This is a genomic window from Budvicia diplopodorum (assembly GCF_009800925.1).
In the GTDB taxonomy this organism is placed as follows: Bacteria; Pseudomonadota; Gammaproteobacteria; order Enterobacterales; family Enterobacteriaceae; genus Budvicia; species Budvicia diplopodorum.
The window spans coordinates 91,617-115,900 of sequence record NZ_WOYF01000002.1; the positions used below are offsets into that span (position 1 = coordinate 91,617).

Sequence of the window (24,284 nt, forward strand, 5' to 3'; positions counted from 1 at the left end):
AATTTTATCATTGGAAAAGCAATACGGGCATCGGTTATTCCGCCGCCATCAGTTTGCGATACTCATCGTAGGCATATAAATCGGTCATTCCGCTGATATAGTCCTGAATCAGCCGGGCACGATAGTAAAACTCCCAGATTTCCTGCTGCTGCTTAGGTAAATATTTTCGTTTACTAATTGCTTCTTTGTAGGCCAGTTGGTGTTTAGTTGATAGCTTGTGAAACAACCTAGTTTCAATCGGAAAACTGCGAAGAGAGCCCGTCTGTACTAACGCTGAGAAATCATCAAAATTCATCTTTAATAACGGACTATAAATCTCTAATAGTCCATTAACAACTCGATATCCCTGAAGCTCCAGCAGCTCAACTTCTTCATGATTAAAAACATAATTTTTAGCGACATCTTTATAAATCTTCAATAGCCGGAAAGCCTCATCACTATCTTCCAGAAGCGCCTGATTAAAACTGCCTTCAAAAATAGCCGGTAAGTTATCGATAAAACGCTTTGCGGCCTTAGGTACAAGTTGGCTTACAGTATTAACTCTCAAATACATGAAAAATTGATCGTCAATATGCCGATATTCACTCCCTACCTTAATTTTTCTCAATGCCTCGCCAATCGTTTTATCAAATAAATCACCATCGTTAATCTCTCCCCAAGCAGATTGAAGATAACTACACAGTTGCTCCATGGTGAAAATGCATTTTTCTACCGCATCTTCAAGATCGGCTATACAGTAAGAAATATCATCTGCAGCTTCCATAATGTAAGTCAGTGGGTAGCGGTTAAACTCAGCCATATTCAGATTAACGCGCAACTGATTAATAAACGCTTCCTCAGCCAAATAGTAACCAGGCTTCTTCATCAAATAACTATGCTCAGCCGGAATATCTGCAGACCAATACGCAGGGCGGGTATATTTAAGAATACAGGCGATTTGTGAATAAGTAAGATTAAGCTTGAGTATCGTATGCACCAAGCGAATGGCCTGAGCATTACCCTCAAAATTAGTTAAATCTTTATGAATTTTTAGACGTAATTGGTTTAATTCCGGTTCCCCATCATTCAAACTTAAAAAGCAACAATAGCTGGTTTTACCTTCAGTTAATTGACGTTCAAACCATTTATTAATTACTTCTTCACCCGAATGACCAAACGGGGGATTGCCGATATCGTGCATCAGGCAGGCCATTTCAACAATGCTTTCAAAAGATTCCAGCAGCTTATCCAAACCCAGCTTCTCGACCCGCCCCTCTTTCTTTAGCCGGTTAAAAATATCCTTGGCAATATGACGCCCGACCTGCTGAACTTCCATTGAATGAGTCAATCGGCTGCGCACCGCAGCATTGCGCTCTAACGGAAAAACCTGTGTCTTTTGCTGTAGCCTACGGATAGCAGCAGAGTTAATGATCCGGCCCCGGTCGCTTTCAAACTGACGGGTAATGTCATATTCCCCTTCGGGAATAGTCGATGAGCTGAAAGGACGCTGAACCTTGATTCGCTTGCTAAAATCAATCCCGGACATAGCATTTTCCTAATATATTCACAGTAATAACGGTCGGCTAAATTTTAGCTAACGTTATCACATATTCTTAACCATCAACCAACCGGAATATGGTAAAAACCGCATAAATCGCGGCTAAGCTTAAATCTATCTGTTTCCAACCGACTCATTTGCCCAATTAGCATGATAAACTACGCGACAATTTACTCATCCTAACTTAACGGGTTATCGCAATGAAAATAGGTATTATCGGTGCAATGGAGCAAGAAGTTACTCTTCTTCGCGACAAAATAGAAAACTGTGAAACCTTTAAGCGGGCCGGATGTGAGATTTATACCGGCAGGCTGAACGGTATTGACGTTGCATTGGTTAAATCCGGCATTGGTAAAGTTGCCGCCGCTTTAGGTACCACGCTACTTCTGGAATTATGCCGCCCGGATTTAATCATCAATACCGGTTCTGCGGGTGGATTGGATTCTTCCCTGAACGTGGGTGATATCGTAGTGTCCGATCAAGTGCGCTACCACGATGCTGACGTCACCGCATTTGGCTATGCGCCGGGCCAAATGGCCGGTTGCCCGCCGGCATTCATTGCCGATACGCTGCTAGTCCAGCTGGCCGAGCGCTGCATTAGTGAGTGCAAACTTCACGCCGTCAGAGGCTTAATCTGCAGTGGCGATGCCTTTATTAACGGTGCCACACCGCTAGAACGCATTCGTCAAACCTTTCCAGAGGCCGTCGCCGTTGAAATGGAAGCCGCCGCAATCGCTCACGTATGCCACCTGTTTGACGTTCCTTTTGTGGTGGTTCGGGCAATTTCTGACGTTGCCGATAAGGAATCCCACCAGAGCTTCGATGAATTTTTAATATTGGCCGCCCAACGTTCGTCTTTAATGGTAGAGACCATGCTAAAAGCGTTGGCAGAAAGAAAATAATGGTCGCAGCGGTTATGCAAAAAACGGTGGCTCAGCGCTCAATACGCATTGGGCTGCTGGCCGTTGGTCTATATTTTGGTAGCCTTGGCGCTCAGGCCAGCGCTGAACGGGTCATCAGCCTGTCTCCTCACCTGACTGAATTGGCCTATGCGGCCGGTATGGGCGACCGTCTGATCGCCGCCAGCGATTATTCAGACTATCCGGAACAGGCTAAGAAGCTGGAAAGAGTGGCGTCATGGCAAGGGATCAATCTGGAACGGATCCTGGCATTAAAGCCTGATTTAGTCCTGTCGTGGCGGGGAGGAAATCCTCAAAAATCGCTGGACCAGATAGCGAACTTTGGCATCAACGTTTTCTATTCCGAACCTGATAGCATTCAGGCAATCGCAGATAGTCTGAATCAACTGGCGCAATACAGCCCACACCCTGAAATAGCCCACGCCGCGGCGGCTAACATGCTGGAAAAAAGTCAGGCGCTGAAGCTGAAGTATCAACACCCTGAAAAATCACCGGTGAGAGTATTTCTACAGTTTAGTACCCAGCCCCTGTTTTCAGGCTCCGATAAAACCATTCAGAACGAAGTTGTCTCGCTGTGCGGCGGAAGTAATATCTTTGCTGATAGTCAGGTACCTTGGCCACAGGTGAGCCGAGAGCAAGTACTCACACGAAAACCGCAGGTCATTATCATTTCAGGCGATGATGAACAGGTAAAAAACGTTAAAACGTTCTGGCGCGGGCAGTTAGATATTCCGATCATCACGGTACCTGCAGACTGGTTTAATCGCAGCGGGCCACGCATCATGTTGGCGGCTGAAGTCATATGTGAAAAATTATCAAAAATTTCCTCTACTTCATAGAGTTGGAGCATCTGTTATGTTGGTCTATTGGCTTGATATCCTAGGGACGGCGGTTTTTGCTATTTCCGGCGTATTGCTGGCGGGAAAGCTACGCATGGATCCGTTTGGCGTTTTAGTTTTAGGCGTAGTTACCGCCGTTGGTGGCGGTACTATCCGGGATATGGCGCTGGATCACGGACCGGTGTTCTGGGTCGCTGACCCAACGGACTTAGTGGTGGCGTTGGTAACCTGCGTAGCGACCATTGTGCTGGTTCGCCATCCAAGAGGGTTACCCAAGTGGATATTGCCGGTACTGGATGCCATCGGTCTGGCGGTATTCGTTGGCATTGGCGTAAATAAAGCCTTTCTGGCCGAAACGGGCCCGCTGGTAGCAACCTGTATGGGCGTATTGACCGGCGTTGGCGGCGGGATCATTCGCGACGTACTGGCACGTGAAGTTCCGATGATCCTGCGCACCGAAGTGTATGCCACCGCCTGTATTGTCGGCGGCTGCGTGCATGCGATTGCACACTACTACTTTAACGTTGACCTTGAAAAATCATTGATGATGGGAATGGTATTCACTCTGGCTATTCGCCTTGCGGCCATCCGCTGGAACCTCAAGCTACCCACGTTTAGTCTGGAAAACTAATACTTGTTTAGCCGAATACCAGACACAAAAAAGCACGGCAAAAGCCGTGCTCTGATTGCTGACAAACCCAACCAATTCGCTTCAACGGATATTCCGACCGTAGAAACAATGCGCTTAAATTAGTATCGAGCGCGGTCGAGGAAAGCTGCCATATTTAGCCGTAACGAGCTCAAAAACACCGCCCCTCGACCGCTAAAAAAAGATAATATTCCGACACTCTTTTCGCGGACGAAATTTACGCTGGAATAAAATTAGACCACTTTGTCAGCAATCGCTTTATTCAAACGCTAAACGACGAACCACACCCACAGGTGCTTTTGGCATTTGGATTCTGAATAATGAAACGAGAACCTTCTAACCCTTCAGTATAATCAACGGCACCGCCCACCAAGTACTGCAGGCTCATCGGATCAACCACCAGAGAAACGCCCTGTTTCTCGATAATCATATCGCCATCGTTAACTTTTTCATCAAACGTAAAACCATATTGGAAGCCGCTACAGCCACCACCGGTGATATAAACGCGCAGTTTCAGTTCGGGATTATTCTCGTCAGCAATCAATGCCTTCACTTTGTTGGCAGCCGCGTCGGTAAATTGCAGGGGCAAGGCAGTTGAATCACTCATCAATGGTCTCCAGCTTATTTGTATCAGGCTGCTACTTTGGCAAACCTATTCATCATATTATTATCTAATAGTTGACTAAAACGTTCAAGTATTACTCAGCGCTATCCAGAACCAACCCGCCCGAAAGGGGTAAGAACAGGAAGGATATTTAGCGTGTAAGCTACGCTCAAGGTATCCATAATACAATAATCAATGGTGCCCAAATTAGCCAAATTAAGGTTTTATTTTTATACCGCCCGATAATCGGCCCATGGCTAATCATTTCACCGCCAGCGCCGAGACAAATCTAAAGCTGCTATTTCCCCTGAGTTCTTTTAGAATAGCCCGATATTCACTCTCCCCATATTCTCTAGGTAACAAGGCAGGAGCCGATTCATGAGTAAATCAGAAAGTTTATATGCACAGGCCCAACGGGTCATTCCGGGAGGCGTCAACTCGCCGGTTCGTGCATTTACCGGCGTCGGTGGTACACCGCTGTTTGTTGAACGAGCTGACGGCGCTTATCTCTATGATGCAGACGGCAAAGCCTATATCGATTACGTTGGTTCATGGGGCCCGATGGTGCTTGGCCATAACAATGAAGTCATCCGTGACGCGGTAATTGAAGCGGTACAGCGTGGCTTAAGCTTCGGCGCACCGACCGAAATGGAAGTCAAAATGGCGCAGTTGGTGACCGAACTCGTGCCCTCAATGGACATGGTGCGCATGGTCAACTCCGGCACCGAAGCCACGATGAGCGCCATTCGTCTGGCCCGCGGCTTTACCGGCCGGGACAAAATCATTAAGTTCGAAGGCTGCTATCACGGTCACGCTGACTGCCTGTTAGTCAAAGCCGGTTCTGGCGCACTTACCTTAGGCCAGCCTAACTCACCGGGCGTACCGGCGGACTTCGCTAAGCATACGCTAACCTGCACTTACAACGATCTGGATTCAGTACGCCGCGCTTTTGAACAAAATCCTGGCGCTATCGCCGCGATTATCGTCGAGCCGGTCGCGGGTAATATGAACTGTATTCCACCATCGGCTGAATTCCTGCCGGGATTACGCCAGCTTTGCGACCAATATGGCGCACTGCTCATTATTGATGAAGTGATGACCGGTTTCCGCGTCGCCCTCGGCGGTGCGCAGGCCTACTATAACGTAACGCCAGATTTAACCTGCTTAGGTAAAATCATCGGCGGCGGTATGCCGGTAGGCGCATTCGGCGGTCGCCGTGACGTGATGAGCGCGCTGGCACCAACCGGTCCGGTTTATCAGGCCGGAACGCTGTCAGGCAACCCGATCGCCATGGCCGCGGGCTTCGCCTGCCTCAACCAGTTAACCGACGTTGGCATTTATTCTCAGCTCTCTTCGCTAACCCAAAATCTGGCGGAAGGGCTGCTCGATGCGGCTAAAAAACAAAATATCCCGCTGGTGGTTAACTACGTTGGCGGCATGTTTGGCATTTTCTTCACCGATGCACCAACGGTCACTTGCTATCAGGACGTGATGAAATGCAACGTTGAACGTTTTAAACGGTTCTTCCATCTAATGCTGGAAGAAGGCGTTTATCTGGCGCCTTCAGCGTTTGAAGCCGGATTTATGTCACTGGCTCACTCAGACCAAGATATCCAGCGCACGGTTGATGCCGCAAAACGGTGTTTTGCCAAGTTAGCGTAGGTTTTATTTCTAATGTAAAAGCCATACCGATTGGTATGGCTTGAGGCTCTGACAAAGTCGTTTAATTTGATTTCAGTGTAAGTTTCGTCCGCATATATAACATCGAAATATCACCATTCCCTAGCGGCCGAAGGGCGCCGTTTTTTAGGCTTGAAGGGCTTCGGTTAATACGCCACAAACTGATGTTCCGCATTCAACTTATACTTAACGCCAGCGCGGATATTTCCTTCGCCTTCGTACGCCACGGCAAAGCGCATCCGCTGGCCGTCGAAGTAAGCAACCGTAGCGCAGCCACCTTTGCCCAATACGAAATAATCAACCGAGCCGGTGCTGGCAATCAATGCGCTATCGCCCATCGCGACAATACGCGCGTTATCTCCGGCGCTGACCACCCTGGCCCCTTCACCAAAGCTAGATATATGGGATAAATCACCCGAACTGGCAACCTTAGAGGAACTCCCCACGCTGCCAATGCGCGCGCGCATACCGGCGCTGGCAATCCGCACGCCCCGGCCTGAACTACTTACTTTGGCTGAATTTCCCGCAGTGGCTATTCTGGCCCGATCGCCAGAGCTGCCGACCCTGACATCATGACCGACACAGCCAGCCCTGAGACCGTAACCGGAACTGGCAATCTGGGAGGAATAGCCGCAACTGCTTAGCCAGCCGTATTCGCCAGAGCTACCGATTTGAACGTTAACGCCGGAGGCCGCGATTCTGGCGCTGTGCCCGGTACTGCCAATGCGTACGCCGTCACCGGCACAGCCTATCTGGCTGCCGTTATCAATATCCATCAGCTTAAAATTGTCGGAATTTGTCGCCAACTTTCTGGCATAGAGGCTGCCGTCGTTGGGCATAAATCCGTTTAGCGCAAGAGGCTGTGTACCCAATGCCTGACGCGTTGCTTTCACCTCAGGGGAAATATCACTGAGAACGTCGGCCAAAGCATCGGTCGCGTTGGTCTCCTGATAGGCAAAGTTCTCTTTCTCTAGCCAGAGAGAATAGGCATATTCAACCAGACTGGTGGCCCAATCGACATAGCCATAGTGAATCAGTGCACCATGGACATCGGCGTATTTCCCGCCGTCAGGGAATTGCCTGATAAACCAGCGGTACATATAAGGGCCTACCCGCCAGGCCCTCAGTTCTTGCTTAGTGATTAACATCATTAATGCCGGTGATAGCCATCAAGCATGCACTTAAAGGTTTCGGTTGGCGTACGGCCCGTGGTACACAGGTATAGATGACCAAAGATAAAGAACAGGCTTAGCACCGCTAGCGCAAAGTGGAGCTGTAGCGTCCAGTAGCGGATACCAATGGCCCACTGGCCGATGGTTTCAGGATAAAGAGAAAGCAGCCCGGTAATCAGCAGTAGCGGTAACAAGCCGTACATAACGCCAAGATAGGCCACCTGCTGCAATGGATTAAACTTTGACTGCTGCGTTGCCGGGAACGGATGATCTTCTCCTTTCAGAATACCAAACAGATAGAAGCGTACCTGACGACTCGCTCGCCCGATCCAACCCTGCGGCTTAATCACATAGTGATGGCCGTTACCGCCGAAGGCATTGATCAACACGAAGCAAATCCAACAGGCCAACAGTAGAAATCCACATGCTTTATGCACGGCAACAAAGCTGGCCGTCACCGGTGCCGTCAGCAAAGCGAAATGGTTAATCAGCCCGCTGCCGAGTAATAAAATAAATAGCAGCGCGTTAGACCAGTGCCAGAACCGAATACCTTTGGAATAAAGATAAACTTTCTCACCGTGCGCGGGTTTGTTGGTTGCCAGCCGGGCCCGAAGTAAGGCGTGTATGGCTAGCACCAACAGCATTGCTACAATCGCTAATCCTGCCAGCAATAGCCAGACCGGCCAGAAGTCTGCCGAATAGGTCGGGACATAAAGGTGCAGCTGGGATTGAAACCGTTCAGGGTTCATACGTTATCCTCTTTCAACTGATGTTGACCGGGGCGGCGATACAGATGAGGCTTACCTACGCCTTTTAACTGATACTGATAGAACTTATTTTTCTTCAGCCAGCTCTGCACCACGTCACTGTCCTCTCGACCAAAAATTAGCGCATTCTCAGGGCAGACGTTAACGCAGATTGGCGCGAAGCCTTTAGCCAGCCGAGACTCAGCGCAGAAATCACACTTATCGGCCACCTTAGTTTTCGGATTAAGGTAACGCACCTGATAAGGACAGGCAGAAATACAGTAACTACAGCCAATGCACTGAGGTGCATTCACCCGCACAATGCCATTAACGTCGCGATAAGACGCTCCGGTCGGGCAGGCTTCAATGCATGGCGCGTCGTCACAGTGCTGACATGACTGGCGGAAAAAGTGGTATTGAGTCTCACCGTCTTTGGCTGAAACCGGAATATGTGCGATGGCTAAACGGCTTCCCCGATCCGGCACGTGATTCACCTTGCGACAGGCTCTGGCACACAGATTACAGCCGTTACACAGGGTCTCATCATGAATCATGACATAGCGAACAGGACTACTTTTAGCCGGTGCTGCCAGTAAACTTTGGCCTGGGCCAGTAAAAAAAACAACGGTACCCATACCGATAACAAATTTACGCCGAGAGTACGTCATCTGTTTATCCCCTGATTCTGTTGACTGCAATAGCCCGGCATTATCCATAACATTAAAAATATTATTTTCATCATGCTCCTCCGCCATTAACTATTCTTAATGTTATAAAATAGTGAGGTCACTGCTTAATAATAATGGCCTGAATATTGTTGTTAATGGCCACTACAATATAATTACATTTAACCTATTAACCCTCTGGTTTAAATAAACCTACGGATTCTGATGCTGCTCTATTTCAAACCACTCGCATAAACCATAAGCCTTGCCATAGCTCATATATCTTTCGCTAAATAAATAAGGTTCGTTGTTAGAAGCCTCGACCTGTCGAATATCGGCGTAGTCAGGATGGGTATTGAAAGCAACCATTGCGGCATCAATTTGCTGCGGGTCAAAGTCATAAGGCGAATGGGTTAACATACTGACCTTATAAGGCCGAGGGTAAGTTTTACATTCAAACCTTACGGCTTGCGCTATGGTCTTACAGATATCTTTTTCTATCACCAATACGCACATATCGGCGTAATTTTCCGAAAGAGTATCGGTTGAAAAATAATAACTATCTTTATCACCCTGACGCGTTGCAATATCGGTATAAGCTTCGTCAGAATTTATCTCAGCAAATATACAATTCAGATCCGTTGCTGAAACCGAATAAGGCGGAGCCAGAAATAGGCTGTAGGCGACAATGCTGCCACCTGCGGAGCTTTGACGAATAAAGTCGGCAATAACCTGCGCTGGTGATAATGATTGTTCAGCCAGCGCCTGCTCTGCTAACTCAATCTCGCGCTGGATAGCTCCTGCTTCCTGATTAGCTACACCAAACAGCCGACGCTTATTCCGATCAATGCGCTCATCGGCGTCATGTTCCCCCGCGCTCAGCCGTTCTTCGACTAAGAGTTCAGGCGCGGGTTCTGGTGTTAATAACTCAGCCTTATTCAATTCATTCATCATATTTAGCTCAATGATTATGAAGGTAATAAATTCAGCGATGCTAACTCAGCCGCCACGTCTTCCATGTCTAAACGGTGTAACGTCTCTTTAGTCGGGCAGCCTAACAGAGGGTCCCAGCCCATTTCGGTATAGAACATCGTGAATGCTTTATACATATCATCACGATCCATCTTATCGGTGCCTTCAGTAAACGCAGGGATTTTCGGATCCTTATCAAATACCCAAGAGCAAATCAGGTCGTGTTGATTGCGCATATCCATGGTTTGCATCAGTTTCACCGTATAGGCACGATGCAGGGTAAAAATACGTTCAGCGCCTAAATCTAAACTTTCTTGCGTAGTCTCCTCACCGGTAATAGCCTGAAAGAACTTGGCTTCGAGCGCTAAGTCGCCCCGATAATTACGACTTTTCAACGGCGATAGCGTCATTGGCCACACCCAGTTACATAGAGTGACTGCATTGTGTAGACAGCACTTCAATATCGTCCATTTGGCATAGTTAATTTTGGCCTGATTAATCGGCGTATAATTTTTGGTTTCGTCATAGGCATCCGGTGAACCAAACAGTTCGCCGGCCACTTCTTTCTGCAGTTTTAGCGGCAAGCCGCCCCCAATAAAGTTGATATGGGTATGAACCATACAGTCGCGGTTAAACATACAGTTAGTGATAGAACCAACCTGAGCCGACGCTTCGTTAGCGTGGTGAACCGGCCAGCCAAGCGGAGACCAGAGCTTGTTTTTAGCGTAAGCCCAGTACTCTTCGCCTAAATCCCAGCGTATTGAAATGGCATAAGAGCCGTCGGCCAAGTGACAGAGTTCACCGGTACGATGCGCCAAACGATGGTAGAAATCTTTGATGAAGTTAGGATCCCCCGCTTCCAGCTGGTCCCAGCGAATTTCTGCATACTCTGCCGCTGGTAGAACGCGTTTAAATACGCCTTTGCTGTAGCAGTAGGTGAAGTCCCGATGTAGCTGACCGTAGTTACACCAGATCCCCATGTCGTCAGCAATATTCAACCCGACCAGATTACCGACAACCGTACCGTCGCCTTTATCGTCAAAATCTTTGGGCCCGTTAGGGAATATGGTGGTGTGAACAAAGTTGGCTACGCAGGTATTTCCGCCGGTGGAGGGAACGCCAAAATCTTTCACTCGAGGTACGTTAAGCTGTGACATACAGCGGATTGGGCAAGAGTGGCAGCCCCCCATTTTGGCGGTATATTTTTCCGCCGCGGGCCCTAAATCAAACACGGATTTAAGCGTTCGGAAACCAACGGTATTTTGATTGCCCGGCGGGATCTCGCCGGTTTCAATTGGGCCACCTTCAGCTGCTCCCCAAAACAAACCTTTGCGCGCGGTCCAACGGGAACCCGGAGAAGAATATTCAGCCCATGGCTGAGGCGTGCTCGGTACAACGTGGTTATTATTGGCCCCGATAAGCTCCGTCATCATGTAGTCATTGAGCCGTTTCATTTCTGCTCTGTCGGCAATATTCACGCCTTTAGAGCCTTCAACCGCAATGGCTTTCAGATTTTTAGAACCTAAAACAGCGGCACTACCGGCACCACCACTGTGGTTACGGCTGTTTAGCATACAGGAAAGTGGAACCAGATTTTCCCCCGCGGGGCCAATCGCAGCTACGCAGGTTTCAGCACTGGTCATACGACAAATTTCTTCCGTCGTCGCTCGAGTACCTTTACCCCAAAGGAAATCGGCGGGCTCGATGCTAACCTTCTCATCTCTGATGCTGATCCATACCGGAGATTTGGCTTTACCTTCGATAATAATGGCATCGTATCCGGCGAACTTCATTTGAGCGGCGAAGAAGCCGCCCATATGCGCATCAACCACCAAATTACCTTTGGTGAAGGTAGAGAGTGACGTGATATTAACCCGCGAACTACAGGGTGCGCCGGAACCGGTAAGTGGCCCAACGGCAAAAATCAACTTATTGGCTTCGTCAAAAGGTTTGGTACCGGCAGGAACTTCGTCAAACATGACCTTATAACCAATCCCCATACCGCCAATAAATTTCTTATATTTGCTGGTATCTTCAAGGGAAATTTTCCCCGAAGAGAGGTTAATTCTTAATATGTTACCCATCCAACCGTTAGTCATGATGTTTTCCTTAATGCACTGAATAAGAAAGAGCTATTTACCTATGTCGGTTTACTGATATTCATCGTTGTTGCTATAGCTCTATCAAACCGTGATGTCTTTCCAGTCGATAATCGTTAATGCACCAGTCGGACAGGCTTTTGCGCACTCACCGCATAGAATGCATTTTGACGATTTCTTGGTTTGCGTGTTTACCGTTGCCATCATCCATGGGCAGGCTGTAGTACAGGCGCTACATCCAATACAACGCTTATGATCGACAGCAATACAGCCATCTTTCTCGTTGTATGAAATTGCCCCAATCGGGCAGACTTTGAGGCACTGTGGGTCTTTACACTGCCGGCAGGTATCCGGTGTAAAATTTAAATCACCATAAAGGCCACCGCCTGAGCCGAGGCGGCCATCGCCAAAGTAATAGTTACGGTGGATTTTTATTCGGGAGAAGAAGGTTCCGACAGAACCATCGTTGAAAGTTGTGCAAGATGTTTCACACCGGTGACAGCCGGTACATCTCGCTCTCTTGGTGACCAACACACCTTTTGCCGTTGTTATTAAGCCAACGTTACCGTTGTCGACATCTTCTTGCGTACAGCCAAAAAGAGATAACAGAGAAGGTGCTATTGCTAACCCGGTAAGACCTTTTCCTGAAATACGAAGAAAATCAAGCCGTGTTAAACCATGATCTAAAAAGGGGCGTTCAGCATTATTAGGCATTTAATTTCACATCCTCTTCCGTACATACTTAAATAACAACCAAGACACTATTATTTTTCTAATATATATAAATTCCAGATACCTCTTACTGGGTATCTTAATATTATGATGTTCTCGTTTAATTCGGTGTGCTGTGATCAACTTCAAGTTAATATCAATAACCATACAAAATAAATGGTTATTGATATTAAGTCTCATTTCGCATATGAAAATATATATTTAAATGGAAAAAATAACCGGTTATTGTTCAAATTATGTTAATAACAAAAATGTATTACTTCATACTATCAACCATAAAATGGGAGTCGCCTGATTAATTTATTAAGATTCAATAAATATACTTCCAAATATATCGTTTCATGCAGCAGTGAAAATTGGAAGTTTAAAAATAGAAAAATCCATTTCGATAAATGCGTTTAAAACTAATAGAAAAATAAAACAACCCTGATTAAATCACGTTAGCTGACTGTATCAATCATTAATAAACATGGCCAAAATCGACATTTAAATCTATATAAAACTGGCCATGCGGTACTGGTCGATAACAAAAAATGATATTTAAAAAATATCGATAGAAAAACCTAATACTCTCTATTCTCAGCCGATAAGCTTTACTCTGCGCTAGGTCATGATATTCAGTAAGCGCCTTTATAGAATTAAAACAGAAAATCCATCAACCGCTTGCCTGGCAATCAATAAAGAGTGCTACACTCTCGCCCCTCAGCCTCGATAAAAACAACCAATAACATGAATAAACTTGCAACCCTGTGCGGTATTGTGGCTATTTTGCTTTGGAGCATGAGCGTTGCCCTAACCCGTAGCCTGTCTGAAGTATTAGGTCCCTTTGGCGCCGGAGCAGCAATTTATAGCGTGAGCGCTATCTTAGTCGTGCTGGCCACCGGATTACCTAATATTCGGCAACAACGGGCAGCCTATCTTTGGGGGTGTGGTTCACTGTTTGTCATCTATATGGTCTGTTTTGCTTTGGCTATCGGCATGGCTGCCAGCCGCCAGCAAACGCTGGAGATTGGTTTAATTAACTATTTGTGGCCTAGCCTAACGCTGCTATTTGCCTTGCCGTTACTGAAAATATCGGCCCGCTGGTGGCTATGGGCGGGCATCATTTTAGCTTTTTCCGGCGTTATTTGGGTGGTTAGCGGGGGCTCACTTAGCCTGTCAAACTTTATCAGCAACGTTGGCACTAACCCGCTGGCCTATCTCTTGGCAACTATCGCGGCTATTGCCTGGGCACTCTATTCAAACCTAGTGCGTATTTACTGTCAGGGTAAAGGCGTGCTGCCACTATTTCTGTTTGTCACCGCGCTCTGTTTGTGGATTATGACCCCCATATTTTCCCACCTGCCGACGGAGATGCTTTCTCAGGGCGCACTGCTAGAGCTACTGTTGATGGGAAGTACGACTGCGGTCGCTTATCTTTGCTGGGATATGGCAATGCGTAAAGGCAACGTCACGTTGGTTGCTGCGCTCTCCTACTTCACACCGCTGTTTTCAATTGCGATCGCTAGCCTTTGGCTCAATACTCCGCCAAGCGGCGCATTCTGGCCCGGCGTCGGGCTGGTGGTTATCGGTTCACTGCTTTGCTGGTCTGCCAGCAGGGAAAAAGCGTAGCGGCTATTATTAGCCAGAAAATAAGGTTAACGCTCGGCCAAAAAACGCCGGTATGCGTCAAGCACGCCCAAGAAATCTTCTACGCCGCAAAAAGAGAGGCTTTCTTCATCGTAATAGAACATGCCGTCTTCCATTTCATCGCCTTCCAGATCCAGCTGGTTGGCCCTGACAATCACTTCTTCACCATCCAGCCAGAGGGTATATTCGTGGCCCACCTTCTGCCACTGTCGCTCGCTGCCTTTCACCCCTGCAATCGCCTGTTCAACCTCATCCAGCAGGCTTAAATTACCGTTAACTTCTTCATTCAACCAGTGTCCGATCGCTTCATGGTCCATAGAAAATCGGGCAAAAATTTGTCCGGTTACGTCTGTCCTAAATTCATAGTCCATAATGTTATTCCTATTATCAATGCGTTGTTAGCGGCGAATAAAAAGAGGCCGCTTATCATTAAGCACTTATGGCTATGATAAGCACATATTCGACAGTAAGCCTTATGTTATTTTTTGTTTCTTAGATCGGTAGAAAAAACCGGCCTAAAGAACCGCACTGAAGAGCCTGATATCAGATGACAATCTTACTGAGCAATGGCCCTAAGCCTTAAAGTAAAAATCCCCACTCGGTTGATACCGGTGGGGATTTTTTGTTACTGGCTAAAAAGAAACTACGCGGTGGTCTGGAAAATCACGCGGTCTGCTTTTTTGGTGTACTCGCTAATCTGGTCAAAGTTGAGGTAACGGTAGGTATCATCAGCGGTTTTATCCACTTCGGCCATATAACCTAAGTATTCTTCTACCGTTGGTAAACGCCCCAACAGAGAGGCAACCGCAGCCAGTTCAGCCGAAGCCAGATAAACATTCGCGCCGGTACCCAGTCGGTTAGGGAAGTTACGCGTTGAGGTAGAAACTACCGTTGCGCCTTCTTCTACCCGAGCCTGATTACCCATACATAACGAGCATCCCGGCGTTTCAATACGCGCGCCGCTGGTGCCGAATACGCTGTAGTAACCCTCTTCGCTCAGCTGTGCTGCATCCATCTTCGTCGGCGGAGTAACCCATAAACGAGTCGGTAACTTGCCTTTAAAGTTAGCCAGCAGCTTACCCGCCGCGCGGAAGTGGCCAATATTGGTCATACATGAGCCAATAAACACTTCATCAATTTTGTCTCCGGTGACCTCAGACAATAAACGAGCGTCGTCCGGATCGTTTGGAGCGCACAGAATTGGCTCTTTGATCTGGTTCAGATCGATGTCGATAACCGCGCTGTATGCTGCATCCGCATCGGCTTCCAGCAGTTGAGGGTTAGTTAACCAGTTCTCCATGCCTTTAACCCGGCGTTCAAGAGTACGCGCATCGCCGTAGCCTTCAGAGATCATCCACTTCAGCATCACGATATTGGATTTCAGGTATTCAATCACCGGCGCTTTGTCCAGCTTGATGGTACAGCCAGCGGCAGAACGCTCAGCAGAGGCATCAGCCAGTTCAAACGCCTGCTCGGCTTTCAGCTCAGGCAAACCTTCGATCTCAAGAATACGGCCGGAAAAGATATTCTTCTTGCCCTGTTTCTCAACCGTCAGCAAACCTTGCTGAATAGCATAGTAAGGAATGGCGTGAACCAGATCCCGCAGCGTAATTCCCGGCTGCATCTTACCTTTAAAGCGCACCAGCACAGACTCAGGCATATCCAACGGCATTACGCCGGTAGCCGCCGCAAAGGCAACTAGGCCAGAGCCCGCAGGAAAAGAGAGACCAATCGGGAATCGGGTATGGGAGTCACCGCCGGTACCGACAGTATCCGGTAACAGCATGCGGTTTAACCATGAATGGATAATACCGTCGCCCGGGCGAAGAGAGACGCCGCCGCGATTCATAATGAAATCAGGCAGAGAATGGTGAGTCTGAACGTCAACAGGTTTAGGGTAAGCTGAAGTGTGGCAGAAAGACTGCATCACCAGATCGGCCGAGAAGCCTAAACAGGCCAGATCCTTAAGCTCATCACGAGTCATTGGGCCAGTCGTGTCTTGAGACCCCACTGACGCCATCTTCGGTTCGCAGTACTCACCGGGGCGAATACCCGCCACGCCACAGGCACGGCCAACTATTTTCTGAGCCAGCGTAAAGCCACTGGTGCTGGTAGCAACGGCTTTCACGGTACGGAAAACTTCACTCGGCGGCAGGCCTAAAGACTCACGGGCTTTACTGGTTAAGCCACGACCAACGATCAGTGGAATACGGCCACCGGCCCGGACTTCATCCAGTAATACGTCCGTTTTTAATTCGAAAGTAGCCAACAGCTCATTACTCTCGTGACGACGAATTTCCCCTTTACGCGGATAAACATCAATCACGTCGCCCATATTGAGTAGTGATACGTCAACTTCAACCGGCAGAGCACCGGCATCTTCCATAGTGTTGAAGAAGATAGGCGCAATTTTGCTGCCCAAAACCAAACCACCAGCGCGTTTATTTGGAACAAATGGAATGTCATCGCCCATAAACCACAGCACTGAGTTAGTCGCTGATTTACGCGATGAACCGGTACCCACAACGTCGCCCACGTAGGCCAGAGGGAAACCGTTTTGTTTTAACACATTAAGCTGCTTAATCGGACCAACGCTGCCCGGTTGGTCTGGGGTGATACCTTCACGGGCATTCTTCAGCATCGCCTGAGCGTGTAGAGGAATATCCGGTCGCGACCACGCGTCCGGAGCCGGTGAAAGATCGTCGGTATTGGTTTCGCCGGTCACTTTAAACACGGTAACGGTAACTTTATCTGCCATGGCGGGGCGTGACAGATACCACTCGGCGTTAGCCCACGATTGCATGATCTGTTGAGCGTATTGATTACCGGCTTTGGCTTTTTCCTCTACATCGTAGAAGTTATCAAACATCAGTAAGGTATGAGAAAGCTGTTTCGCTGCAATAGGAGCCAGTTTTGGATCATCAAGCGCCTGCAGCAACGGATTGATATTGTATCCGCCCTGCATGGTGCCTAAGATCTCAACGGCTTTTTCTGGCGAAACCAACGGTGAGGATGCTTCGCCTTTCACAATCGCGGCAAGAAAGCCAGCTTTTACATAAGCGGCTTCATCAACGCCGGGCGGCACGCGATTAACAAGAAGATCGAGAAGTACGGCCTCTTCTCCGGCCGGAGGGTTCTTCAATAAAGTCACTAAACCGACAACCTGTACTGCATCTAACGGTTTCGGCACAACGCCTTCTACACTACGTTCCATAACGTGTTTACGATATTCCTCTAGCACGACGACTCCTCCAACTATAATTGTTATATTCAGCAGTAAAAACTCTAACGGCGTTAACCCTACATCGTTATCGATCTGCAGCGTTTTATATTTAAGAGTAAATTGCATTAATGTGCAGACTTAGCATAGTGGTATACAGAGATTCTGTTAGTTAAATCACATAAAGAATATATGCGTTTAATGCCCTTTATGCAGCTAATTATCTGGCCACACGGCTTATGTAAATAACAATCGGTAAGTATAATGTTTGATAATTACTTTGATAAAAAATAATATCGTTTTTTAACGATTAATCATGTATATTTACATAAAATTCACACATTCCTGCAAGGATGCCAGAATGAGCCAGACTTATACAGATCAATCCACCCAACTCTCCAATCTTAAAATCGCCCAATGCGTTACCATAGTGACGTTCGGCAGCACTTTTATCTTATTTATCATCGCTAAACTCTTTCCCGGCACCACAAATGGCATTACCTATCGGCTAACCATAGCTAAACCGGCCGAATCCGAATGGGAACCGATGATGCTAGCCCTTCAGTTTGGCGTTCAGTACTTTTTAGCCCTGCTGCTGGTAGTCGGCGTTGCTATCTCATTGTTGTTCTTTTTTAGCTGTCGGGATGAAAAACGCTCGAAGTAGCTTTTACGAACGGAATCTAACCTTATTGGATCTAATTACGTAGAATTTAGCAATGAATACTCGTCAATAAACAGGCATATTTGGATATACAATCAGCGCGATGGATTAATACAGGATAAACCTAAGTATGGAGCGAATTAATGAGAAGAGTGCCCTACACGCCTATAGCTTGAAGTATGAAAGGTAGCAATTGCTAATCCAATAAAATACCTTCCCAAAAACAACCCATCATCTGCTCTATTTCAGCTATTTGTTCTATGGATGACTGAGTTATTAATGCATCCGTAAGCTTATCTTTGTCTAATTTGAGTAATTCATCTTTAGAACCGCTCTGAGCCATTAAGGCAACATCGTAACCCAACAAAACCTCCCCCATTAGATCGAGGTTCCATTGAAAGAGGTCACCATCTATAGGTGGATTATCATATACCCGACTATTTTCAATTGAGCCATAGTGACTAATGATTTTGTAGAGATCTACAGCATCCTTCGCGTTGCCATGACCGCGGTCGCGCCTGCGACAAAGTAGGGAATATTTTCATCGTCACATATCTGATTTATATCGGTTAATAAGGTTTCAATAATTGAAGAGAGCGGATTCATCAAGATGGAGATATTTTTCATTAATTATCCTTGCTACTGCTAAATTACGATCGTCCTTGCTGACTAATAATTCAGCCATACATAGCATCACTTCAGCAGTACGATTAAGTTGGAAACTCGGTCCCCAAAACGCAGAGACTAGCCGTAGTTTCCCTCCACGTAGAGGAGTTAATCCTAATGCCTTAACACGGTGTTGTAGAAAGTGTGGAGTAAACAGCGTCCAATTTTCAGGAATCAAATATCCATCGCTTAACTGGGTTGCAGCGGCCTCGCCGCCCCATAATTCTCCCGTTTCTAATAAAATATCTTGCCATTTATCGGGCGCCGTTAATGGAATAAACGCCAGTTTTGAACGAATAGCCGTTGCATAATCACGTAACCAGAGAATTTGTAATTCCTCTACATTCATTAAACGCCGACCATTCGCGGTGTTGCGATAGAGACGTTTATTTTCGAGAAATCCAAAAGCCTTACTCACCATTCCTAAAGAAATACCCGATAGCTCCGCCAGTGCGCGATAGTTATTATTTAATGTTTCAGGCGCAGACAACAATACAAACAGCAGTTTTAGCGTACCTTCCGAAATCCTATTGTCGACAATGCGTTTCGCCTTACTCCCCCTACCGTCGATAAAGACATGAAATCCCTTGGTGTGAATTCTGGCATTCCCCGACGTATCAATAAAATTGAGCTGATTACTCACGCAATACTCAACCAAAGCCGGCGTTAATGGATTACATATGAGCAAGATAGGCTGATTATCCATCTGCCTGCGCACGGCCATCAACGTTTCTTTGCGGTGGATGTGCTTTATCTCCAGAGAAAAAGTGAAAACCTCACCGTTAGGGGTAGAAAATTTTGCACACCCATCGCGAAAATCCCTGTTGTTATTTAATTCATACCGCAGTTGAAAATCTCTTGGAAGGTTTTTAACCACTTCCGACAAAAACAGCGCCTCATTCATTTTATGTTCACACCTTAAAACAGTTCATGAATCATGAACAAATTATATGATGAACTAAATAACAATAGAGCAAGACAAATTGTCCAGACATGGTAAGTACTAACGCGATAGACAGTTCGCTTCCCTAGTAAAAAAAGGCCCCTGATGTTTAATCAGAGACCTTCGCGTTTAATCAAGAAGTTATTATCACTTACCTCACCCGTGGCTCAGGTGAGGAACCGCATTAGTCAGCTATTATTCGGCTTTGCCCACCGGTTCAGCGCGGCTGAAGCGCTTACCATCGTGGCTTTGGGTCCGAACGGAAATATCACCCTTCACGCTTGGCCGGGCGTTATCGTCATATTTAGCCCAAGCCTTACCGCCATTGGTTGAATACTGGATGGTCAGGCCGGGAAGCGCAACGTTAGCTTCCAGTTTGCCATTCACGACTTTCGCTCCCGGGACCGGTAAGCGATAGGCTACGCCCGCGCGATCCAGCTTAGCCAGTTCGCGCTGACCGACGATATTGGCAAATAGAGTCCAGTCTTTATTCAGAGCCTGTTTATCAACAAACGAGGTTTCGCCGCCTTTGAACTCTTTCCCTTTCTGGTAATCCAGCTCCCAAGCCGCTCGGTGCCACGAACGCTCCGCCAGCGGCAGCATACGAGGATAAATCATATATTCCATTTGATCGTCGGTGCGTATCGTTTCACTCCAGGACTGGCCGGATAAACCATACGCCCCCGGCCACTCTTTGTCGCTCTTCGCGGTGAAAGCATTACCATCGCGATCGACGGACGTTTCTGCGTTTTGCGGTAGGTTATTCGGTGCGAAGCTAAAGACCTTACGCTCATCGTTGAAACGGGTTCCCCAATAGTAACCGCGCTCCTGCGGGTTCACTTCATACGGGAAATCTAAATAGACATAGTCCGGGTTTGAAATAACCACTTTATAACCTTTATTTGCCCAATCGTTGGCTGAATCAAACCCGCCCCAGTACAGCGTGTCCCAGAAGTTGACCGCAACGCTCTTGGTTGCAAAGGCCTTCGAATCTTTAGCATCTTTCAGACCGTCCTGCCATGCCTGCATTTTTTCAATACCGTGGGCATTCACCAGCTTGCTGACCTCTAAGGCAAAATGGCTTGGCAAATGTTCAAAATCAGACACTTTCCCCTGTTTAATCATCGCCTGACACACTTCAGACTTAGCCCAAGGTTTATCTTCATGACTCTGATCGATAGAACCTTTAAATGCCTCTTTCTTCTCGGCTTTCAGATCCTGATAGCCAGCGCCTAAGCGAATATTTTTTGCTTCATCACCGCCAAAATGCCACGTTGTTAGCGGCTGACCGGCTTCTTTATGCATTTGCGCAATTTCACCAATCACTTTATCAACAAAGTTCTTAGAAGATTCCAGACAAGGGTTCAGGTAGCTTTGACGATCGTAAAACTGAACCGAGGTGGTATTTGACGTATCGGTCGGGTCAAGCAGACGGAACTCATTGGCCTCTTTCTCTTTACCGGCTTTATGCAGGCGGTCGTAGCGGGCTTCCATTGAAACGACGGCAGCTCTGGCATGGGCTGGCATATCAATCTCAGGGATCACTTCAATCTGGCGGGCATTGGCGTACTTCACAATGTCAATATAATCGGCGCGGCTGAAATGGCCACTACCGTTATTGTTGGTATCCGGGCCAGAACCCAGCTGTGGCAGCAGGCAGGCCTTCTCATCTAAATCGTGGCAACGCTTACTACCAATGTCGGTCAGTTCAGGCAAGCCCGGAATTTCAATGCGCCAGCCTTCATCATCGCTAAGGTGGAAGTGGAATTTATTCAGCTTATAGGCTGACATTTGGTCTAACAGGCGTAAAACCGCCACTTTAGTATGGAAATTTCGCCCAACGTCTAGAAATATTGCCCGATACTCAAAGCGCGGAGCATCTTTGGCATCCAGCGTGGCAATATGCTTACCGCCGTTGGCGGGAAGCAGAGAAAGAATAGACTGTAGGCCATAAAACACACCGCTTCGATCGTAAGCCACGATCTCCGCGCCTTTCTCACCAATCTTCAGCTGATAAGCGCCGGGAACTGCCATTGCGTCTTTGAATTCCCCGGCAGACACCGTCGCTTTAATCGGGTAACCGGAAGCATTGGATGCAATTCCCAATGCTTTAAAATGCGTTAACACGGCATCGATGGCCGCACCGTCTAGCTCCTTTGTCTGTAAAGAGATGCCTTTACTCAGGTCGGCATCCTGAGCGTGAACCGTGACTTCCATTGGCGTTGGAACGATTTGCCCGCGCAGTTCAGCGGCAGGGAGTAGCTTAACGTCAGCATTCTTAGCGAAACGGTTTTCCGTTGTCATCAGAATATTATGATCGTCTTTAGTCCGCTTCCAAGTATCACCAAAGTTATTACCCGCCAAAGGGCCGCTGAATTTAGCGAGGTCTTCCGTATCGGTACTGGCAATAACCTTTGCTTTAGCTCCTTGTGAAGCGGCATACCAGCGTGGCATTACGTCAGTTTTAAAGATTTGCCAATACTCAACGATAATGGGCACTTCCACCGCTTTATTCGCCGGGAATGAGGTAAATTTGTCAGTCGGCTCTAGCCGATGTAAGTCGCCGGTTACGTGAGTAATTTTGAACTGGTCGTTATCAACCCGCAGAATTTGACGGACGCTGTGAAAGTAAATTGCCCAATCTTTACCTTTAATTTCAGCGGCAGGATTAGCCAGAGTAATGGTGGCCTTATTACAAGACGCCCAGTCAGCGCCTAGCGCGCTGCAATCTACGCCATGGTCGGCGGCGAGGTTATCAACAATCTGGTAGTGAACGTTGAGATGGCTTATTTGATCGACCGTTTCCTGCGAGGCATGGGCTCCACCAAGAAAACCGCAGGTGGCGGCCAACGCGGCAATGGTACTGAGTTTAAAATTTTTCATTCTTAACTTGCTCCATTAATATCAATGATTATTTGCGCGAATTTTTGCCAAATCTTGCCGCACGGTTAGAAGATAGTGAACGGTGCAATAACGATGAATTTCACGTCTTTTTCATCCTGGAACATGTTGCCGTAGCCGTTACTCCAGCTGGCGTTGTCAGAATGGTTGTTGTATTGGGTAAAGTGCAGTTTAAGCAACGTGCCCTTTGCCCGCCCTTCCTGCACGGTATACTGCCCATCTAGGCTATACGCACTCTCTTTCACCCGTTGGCTCTGATCGTAAGCAGAGTTGGTGCTCGGTTTAGCATCCCAGGCATATACCCCTGAGGTACCAACGGCCCATCCGGGTAAATTCCAGTTGCTTAAGTCATACATCACCCCGGCGTATAATGCTTTTTCGCCGTTGGCGTTGAAGTCTGAACGGTTATCCCACCAAACATCTAACCGACCGTTAGACGATGCATAAGTCGGCGTCATACGCTGTAAGAAGAAGCCCTGATTACCTTCAGCCTTGACGTAGGTTCCCTCTAAACGCCAGTCAAGCTGACCGGTTTTATAGCCAAAAGTCAGTGCCTGTAGCCAAGCCAGCCCGTCATAAATGTCATTAATACCGCCGCCGTCAACCTTGTCCTTAGTACCGTAGAACTGATAGCTGGTGCTTAGCGGGTTGCCCAATACGTCGAACTTGTAAGAACCTTTGGCAAAATACTGGTCAACGTATCCCTGAGCCTGACCGAAGGCCGCTTCTAAAACTAAGTTATTTTTGAAGTCATACTTCGCGCCCAGTGAGTGCAGATAATCAACTTTTGTTTCCCGATCGTTTTGATAGAAATGGTCCGTTTCAGTGTGCCATGGCGCCTTGTACTCATTGGCCCACATATAGGAAAAGCTCAGTGCACCGGCAGTGCCGTAATCAAAGTTCGCGCCGCTTTCTGCTCCCTGATAGGTGCCGGGTAACAGGCTCCAGTGTGGTGCAAGTAACGTTTGCCCAGTTGGTTGGATATAACCGGCTCTGGCCCACACCGGCCCATATTTGAATTTTGCGGCGGCTTTATACAGACTGACACCGCTTTTATCGCCGGAATAATCTTCGTCGTAAGTACGGTTTTTCGAAGAGAATGCGATTTCGTTCGGGTGCCCGCTGTCGTGAGATTCAGCCATTTCAATCGCCGTAAATGCAGCAATATCCAGACCAAAAAAGTCAGCCGCATAGCCGGAAGAAAAATCGAGGTTAGCATTCCAAGTCGCGTGAGACAGGTTTGTTTCGTAGGTGCCGGTTGAAATATCTTTACGATCCCGCTGGCGTTGCCAGTAGTAAATCCCTCCGGTTAACGTTGAATCATCAATGAACCCTTCGGCTGAAGCTTCTGAAATAAAAAAATTGCCCGATCCTAAAACCACGCCTGCAACCGTATATGCTAAATATTTAGATTTTAATCCACTACTCTCTTTCATCATGTCCACTCCTCAATAGATAACATCGCCAAAATTGCCAATTTCTATATTTTTTATGAAATAGCACTTATCAAAATTTGTAAGATTAAGTAAGTTTAATCATATTTTTCGCGTCGCGAATTATCAATTAAAAATAGAGGGAAATTGAAGAATCTTGAGTTACAGCACAAAATTGTGAAAAAGATAGAGAATTTGTCTTTCTAGATTAGAATT

The 24,284-nt window shown here is 47.3% G+C and carries 20 protein-coding genes; 6 read left to right on the forward strand and 14 right to left on the reverse strand.

The window, feature by feature from the left end:
- Positions 1–34: 34 nt before the first annotated feature.
- Entirely contained in the window at positions 35–1,525 is a 1,491-nt protein-coding gene (dgt, locus tag GVI43_RS02910) for a dGTPase (RefSeq protein WP_159565252.1), read from the reverse strand.
- Between the two features lie 212 nt (positions 1,526–1,737).
- Here dgt and mtnN point away from each other — a divergent pair, with 212 nt between their 5' ends.
- The 3 genes from mtnN to GVI43_RS02925 are packed head-to-tail and all read left to right on the forward strand — an operon-like array spanning position 1,738 to position 3,927.
- Entirely contained in the window at positions 1,738–2,439 is a 702-nt protein-coding gene (gene mtnN / locus GVI43_RS02915; protein ID WP_159565254.1) for a 5'-methylthioadenosine/S-adenosylhomocysteine nucleosidase, read from the forward strand.
- The gene (gene btuF / locus GVI43_RS02920) at positions 2,439–3,296 is read left to right on the forward strand and encodes a vitamin B12 ABC transporter substrate-binding protein BtuF (RefSeq protein WP_246201468.1); all 858 of its coding nucleotides are present in this window, start codon (positions 2,439–2,441) and stop codon (positions 3,294–3,296) included. The genes mtnN and btuF overlap by 1 nt, the downstream gene beginning before the upstream one ends.
- A 16-nt stretch (positions 3,297–3,312) precedes the next feature.
- On the forward strand, positions 3,313–3,927 hold the full coding sequence (locus tag GVI43_RS02925) for a TRIC cation channel family protein (protein WP_159565256.1): 615 nt from the start codon (positions 3,313–3,315) through the stop codon (positions 3,925–3,927).
- Positions 3,928–4,207: 280 nt separating this feature from the next.
- Here GVI43_RS02925 and erpA read toward each other — a convergent pair whose 3' ends face one another.
- On the reverse strand, positions 4,208–4,552 hold the full coding sequence (erpA, locus tag GVI43_RS02930; protein ID WP_159565257.1) for an iron-sulfur cluster insertion protein ErpA: 345 nt from the start codon (positions 4,550–4,552) through the stop codon (positions 4,208–4,210).
- 375 nt (positions 4,553–4,927) lie between these two features.
- On the opposite strand from erpA, the gene hemL reads away from it, so the two are divergent.
- Positions 4,928–6,211 carry a glutamate-1-semialdehyde 2,1-aminomutase gene (hemL, locus tag GVI43_RS02935; RefSeq protein WP_159565258.1) on the forward strand — a complete coding sequence of 428 codons (1,284 nt, stop codon included), beginning with the start codon at positions 4,928–4,930 and terminating at the stop codon, positions 6,209–6,211.
- A 164-nt stretch (positions 6,212–6,375) separates the two neighbouring features.
- On the opposite strand, the gene GVI43_RS02940 is transcribed toward hemL, so the two are convergent.
- The 6 genes from GVI43_RS02940 to GVI43_RS02965 all read right to left on the reverse strand — a co-directional run bounded on the left by GVI43_RS02940 (position 6,376) and on the right by GVI43_RS02965 (position 12,597).
- Positions 6,376–7,380 (reverse strand): YdhT family protein, encoded by a 1,005-nt coding sequence (locus GVI43_RS02940; RefSeq protein ID WP_246201475.1) that lies wholly within the window; start codon positions 7,378–7,380, stop codon positions 6,376–6,378.
- Positions 7,380–8,150 carry a thiosulfate reductase cytochrome B subunit gene (gene phsC, locus GVI43_RS02945; protein WP_159565259.1) on the reverse strand — a complete coding sequence of 257 codons (771 nt, stop codon included), beginning with the start codon at positions 8,148–8,150 and terminating at the stop codon, positions 7,380–7,382. The genes GVI43_RS02940 and phsC overlap by 1 nt, the downstream gene beginning before the upstream one ends.
- A complete protein-coding gene (locus tag GVI43_RS02950) occupies positions 8,147–8,815 on the reverse strand; it encodes a 4Fe-4S dicluster domain-containing protein (protein ID WP_159565457.1) in 669 nt (222 codons plus the stop codon). The genes phsC and GVI43_RS02950 overlap by 4 nt, the downstream gene beginning before the upstream one ends.
- A 210-nt stretch (positions 8,816–9,025) precedes the next feature.
- Positions 9,026–9,766, reverse strand: a complete 741-nt coding sequence (locus GVI43_RS02955) for a YdhW family putative oxidoreductase system protein (protein WP_246201477.1) — start codon at positions 9,764–9,766, stop codon at positions 9,026–9,028.
- A 14-nt stretch (positions 9,767–9,780) separates the two neighbouring features.
- Positions 9,781–11,883 carry an aldehyde ferredoxin oxidoreductase gene (locus tag GVI43_RS02960; protein WP_159565260.1) on the reverse strand — a complete coding sequence of 701 codons (2,103 nt, stop codon included), beginning with the start codon at positions 11,881–11,883 and terminating at the stop codon, positions 9,781–9,783.
- An 84-nt stretch (positions 11,884–11,967) separates the two neighbouring features.
- Positions 11,968–12,597, reverse strand: coding sequence for a ferredoxin-like protein (locus tag GVI43_RS02965; RefSeq protein WP_159565261.1), 630 nt, complete (start codon positions 12,595–12,597; stop codon positions 11,968–11,970).
- A 747-nt stretch (positions 12,598–13,344) separates the two neighbouring features.
- Between GVI43_RS02965 and yddG the strand changes: the two genes are divergently transcribed.
- On the forward strand, positions 13,345–14,226 hold the full coding sequence (gene yddG, locus GVI43_RS02970; RefSeq protein ID WP_159565262.1) for an aromatic amino acid DMT transporter YddG: 882 nt from the start codon (positions 13,345–13,347) through the stop codon (positions 14,224–14,226).
- A gap of 26 nt (positions 14,227–14,252) precedes the next feature.
- Here the strand turns inward: yddG and yacL are convergent, their stop codons facing one another.
- Both yacL and acnB read right to left on the reverse strand, forming a co-directional pair.
- Positions 14,253–14,615 carry a protein YacL gene (gene yacL, locus GVI43_RS02975; RefSeq protein WP_159565263.1) on the reverse strand — a complete coding sequence of 121 codons (363 nt, stop codon included), beginning with the start codon at positions 14,613–14,615 and terminating at the stop codon, positions 14,253–14,255.
- Positions 14,616–14,887: 272 nt separating this feature from the next.
- A complete protein-coding gene (gene acnB / locus GVI43_RS02980; protein WP_159565264.1) occupies positions 14,888–17,485 on the reverse strand; it encodes a bifunctional aconitate hydratase 2/2-methylisocitrate dehydratase in 2,598 nt (865 codons plus the stop codon).
- 340 nt (positions 17,486–17,825) lie between these two features.
- Here acnB and GVI43_RS02985 point away from each other — a divergent pair, with 340 nt between their 5' ends.
- Complete coding sequence (locus tag GVI43_RS02985; RefSeq protein WP_159565265.1) at positions 17,826–18,128, forward strand: hypothetical protein; 303 nt, start codon at positions 17,826–17,828, stop codon at positions 18,126–18,128.
- Positions 18,129–18,321: 193 nt separating this feature from the next.
- Here GVI43_RS02985 and GVI43_RS02990 read toward each other — a convergent pair whose 3' ends face one another.
- From GVI43_RS02990 to chiP, 4 genes are all read right to left on the reverse strand, one after another.
- Positions 18,322–18,504, reverse strand: coding sequence for a hypothetical protein (locus GVI43_RS02990; protein ID WP_159565266.1), 183 nt, complete (start codon positions 18,502–18,504; stop codon positions 18,322–18,324).
- 201 nt (positions 18,505–18,705) lie between these two features.
- Positions 18,706–19,695 (reverse strand): type IV toxin-antitoxin system AbiEi family antitoxin, encoded by a 990-nt coding sequence (locus tag GVI43_RS02995; protein WP_159565267.1) that lies wholly within the window; start codon positions 19,693–19,695, stop codon positions 18,706–18,708.
- A gap of 234 nt (positions 19,696–19,929) precedes the next feature.
- The gene (locus GVI43_RS03000; RefSeq protein WP_159565268.1) at positions 19,930–22,617 is read right to left on the reverse strand and encodes a beta-N-acetylhexosaminidase; all 2,688 of its coding nucleotides are present in this window, start codon (positions 22,615–22,617) and stop codon (positions 19,930–19,932) included.
- 65 nt (positions 22,618–22,682) lie between these two features.
- On the reverse strand, positions 22,683–24,071 hold the full coding sequence (chiP, locus tag GVI43_RS03005; protein WP_159565459.1) for a chitoporin ChiP: 1,389 nt from the start codon (positions 24,069–24,071) through the stop codon (positions 22,683–22,685).
- Positions 24,072–24,284 lie beyond the last annotated feature (213 nt).

Coding starts and splice junctions, on each gene's coding strand:
- GVI43_RS02940 (WP_246201475.1), bottom strand. CDS start 7,380: ATGATGTTAATCACTAAGCAAGAACTGAGGGCCTGGCGGGTAGGCCCT.
- mtnN (WP_159565254.1), top strand. CDS start 1,738: ATGAAAATAGGTATTATCGGTGCAATGGAGCAAGAAGTTACTCTTCTT.
- yddG (WP_159565262.1), top strand. CDS start 13,345: ATGAATAAACTTGCAACCCTGTGCGGTATTGTGGCTATTTTGCTTTGG.
- GVI43_RS02965 (WP_159565261.1), bottom strand. CDS start 12,597: ATGCCTAATAATGCTGAACGCCCCTTTTTAGATCATGGTTTAACACGG.
- GVI43_RS02955 (WP_246201477.1), bottom strand. CDS start 9,766: ATGATGAATGAATTGAATAAGGCTGAGTTATTAACACCAGAACCCGCG.
- GVI43_RS02990 (WP_159565266.1), bottom strand. CDS start 18,504: ATGGGGGAGGTTTTGTTGGGTTACGATGTTGCCTTAATGGCTCAGAGC.
- GVI43_RS02960 (WP_159565260.1), bottom strand. CDS start 11,883: ATGACTAACGGTTGGATGGGTAACATATTAAGAATTAACCTCTCTTCG.
- chiP (WP_159565459.1), bottom strand. CDS start 24,071: ATGAAAGAGAGTAGTGGATTAAAATCTAAATATTTAGCATATACGGTT.
- hemL (WP_159565258.1), top strand. CDS start 4,928: ATGAGTAAATCAGAAAGTTTATATGCACAGGCCCAACGGGTCATTCCG.
- GVI43_RS02925 (WP_159565256.1), top strand. CDS start 3,313: ATGTTGGTCTATTGGCTTGATATCCTAGGGACGGCGGTTTTTGCTATT.
- GVI43_RS02995 (WP_159565267.1), bottom strand. CDS start 19,695: ATGAATGAGGCGCTGTTTTTGTCGGAAGTGGTTAAAAACCTTCCAAGA.
- GVI43_RS03000 (WP_159565268.1), bottom strand. CDS start 22,617: ATGAAAAATTTTAAACTCAGTACCATTGCCGCGTTGGCCGCCACCTGC.
- erpA (WP_159565257.1), bottom strand. CDS start 4,552: ATGAGTGATTCAACTGCCTTGCCCCTGCAATTTACCGACGCGGCTGCC.
- btuF (WP_246201468.1), top strand. CDS start 2,439: ATGGTCGCAGCGGTTATGCAAAAAACGGTGGCTCAGCGCTCAATACGC.
- GVI43_RS02950 (WP_159565457.1), bottom strand. CDS start 8,815: ATGACGTACTCTCGGCGTAAATTTGTTATCGGTATGGGTACCGTTGTT.
- GVI43_RS02985 (WP_159565265.1), top strand. CDS start 17,826: ATGAGCCAGACTTATACAGATCAATCCACCCAACTCTCCAATCTTAAA.
- dgt (WP_159565252.1), bottom strand. CDS start 1,525: ATGTCCGGGATTGATTTTAGCAAGCGAATCAAGGTTCAGCGTCCTTTC.
- phsC (WP_159565259.1), bottom strand. CDS start 8,150: ATGAACCCTGAACGGTTTCAATCCCAGCTGCACCTTTATGTCCCGACC.
- yacL (WP_159565263.1), bottom strand. CDS start 14,615: ATGGACTATGAATTTAGGACAGACGTAACCGGACAAATTTTTGCCCGA.